A 2,112-nucleotide genomic window follows, 5' to 3' on the forward strand; every position below is an offset into this window, starting at 1 on the left:
GCGAGGGCCGTTCCGAGCCGCACACGCTGCTGACCGCGCTCGCCGAACTGTACGTCCGCGGCACCGCCGTCGACTGGGCCGCCCTGTTCGACGGCACCGGCGCCCACCGTGTCGACCTGCCCACCTACCCCTTCCAACACCACCGCTACTGGCTCGACGCGCCGCCCCCGGTCTCCGACGCCGACGGGCTCGGTCTCGGGCGGGCGGATCACCCGCTGCTGGGGGCGACCGTCCCGGTGGCCGGTTCGGACGCCGTACTGCTCACCTCCAGCCTCTCCACACGCTCGCACCCCTGGCTGGCCGACCACGCGGTGGCCGGTTCGGTGGTGGTGCCCGGCACTGTCTTCGTGGAGCTCGCCGTCCAGGCGGGTGACCGGGCGGGCTGTGGGCACCTGGCCGAACTCGCCCTCGAACGGCCGCTGGTGCTGCCCGTGGAGGGCGCGGTGCAGCTCCAGGTCAGCGTCACGGCCGACGAGCGGCCGGACGACGAGGACGACCGGCCGGACGGGCGGCGCACGCTCCACGTGTACGCCCGCCCCCAGGACGCGGACCCGGACGAGCCGTGGACGCTGCACGCCAGCGGCGCCCTCGCCGCCGATGAGCCGCCCGCCCCGGACTGGGACCTGCGGGTCTGGCCGCCGGCCGGCGCGGAGCCCGTCGAGGATGCCGAACTGGAGGGGCTGTACGAGCGGCTCGCCGCCGGCGGACTCGGGTACGGTCCTGCCTTCCGCGGGCTGCGCCGGGTCTGGCGGCACGGCGACGACCTGTACGCCGAGGCCGAGCTGCCCGAGCCGGTCGCCGGGGACGCCGCCTCGTACGCGTTGCATCCCGCGCTGCTGGACACGGTCCTGCACGGCCTCGGCCTGCACCCGCGGACGCCGGACGGCGCGCTGCTGCCGTTCCTGTGGTCGGGTGTGTCGCTGTCGGCGGCGGGCGCGGGCACCGTACGGGCCCGGCTCACCGTGGGCGGCCCCGGCGAGGTCGCCCTGCGGGTCGCGGACGCGACGGGCGCACCGGTCGCGGAGATCGACTCGCTGCTGCTGCGGGCCCCCTCGCCCGGACAGTTCGCGGCGTCCGGCCCGGACGGTCTCCTCCGGCTCGACTGGCTCCCGGCCCCGGAGGAGCCGTCCACGCGGACACACCCGGTCCGGGTCGCCGTCGGGGCCGTCCCCGCCCCCTTCGCCGCCACGGTGTACGCCGATCTCGGCGCGCTGGGGGAGGCACTGGACGCGGGTGCGGCAGTGCCGGACACCGTGCTGCTGGCGGTGCCCCGGACAGCCGGCGAGGGCACGCCGGACGTGCCGGGGACGGTGGCGGGCGTACTGGCACACGTGCGGGCGTGGCTGGCCGACGAACGGTTCGCCGGATCGTGTCTGGTGGTGCTGACCTCCGGCGCCGTCCAGGTCCCTGCCGCCGGGGACGGGTCGTGCGACGTGACCGCCGCGGGGGTGTGGGGACTGGTCCGTACCGCGATCAGCGAACACCCCGGCCGGTTCGCGCTGCTGGACACCGACGACGATCCCGCCTCCCTGGACACCCTCCCCGCCGTGTCGGCCATGGCGGAGCCGCAGCTGGCGGTGCGCGGCGGGCGGGTGTGGATGCCGCGTCTGGTGCGGATGGCGGGAGACGGGGTGCTGGTGCCGCCGGTGGGCGTGGGGGACGCGTGGCGGCTGGACATCGTCGCTCAGGGGCGGCTGGACGGGGTGGCGTTGGTGGCGGAGGAGCCGCGGGCGCTGGGGCCGGGTCAGGTGCGGGTCGGGGTGCGGGCGGCGGGGGTCAACTTCCGCGACGTGCTGAACGTGCTGGGCATGTACCCGGGCGACGCGGGCCGGATGGGCCTGGAGGGCGCCGGGGTCATCGTGGAGGTCGGCCCCGGGGTGGACCGGTGGGCGGTGGGAGACCGGGTGATGGGCATGCTGGATGCGGCCTTCGGCCCGACGGCGGTCGCCGACGCCCGCCAGTTGGCCCCGATCCCGCAGGGCTGGTCGTTCGAGCAGGCCGCGAGTGTGCCGATCGTGTTCCTCACGGCGTATTACGCGTTGGTGGATCTGGCCGGTCTGCGGGCGGGGGAGTCGGTGCTGGTGCATGCCGCGGCCGGTGGGGTGGGCATGG

At 76.3% G+C, this 2,112-nt stretch carries 1 protein-coding gene; it reads left to right on the forward strand.

Annotation, left to right across the window (positions count from 1 at the left end; translation table 11 throughout):
- The coding region (locus ABD363_RS32315) for a polyketide synthase dehydratase domain-containing protein (RefSeq protein ID WP_344610021.1) at positions 1 to 2,112 on the forward strand (2,112 nt) is incomplete at both ends.

Source organism: Streptomyces glaucus, from assembly GCF_039533365.1.
GTDB lineage: Bacteria > Actinomycetota > Actinomycetes > Streptomycetales > Streptomycetaceae > Streptomyces > Streptomyces glaucus.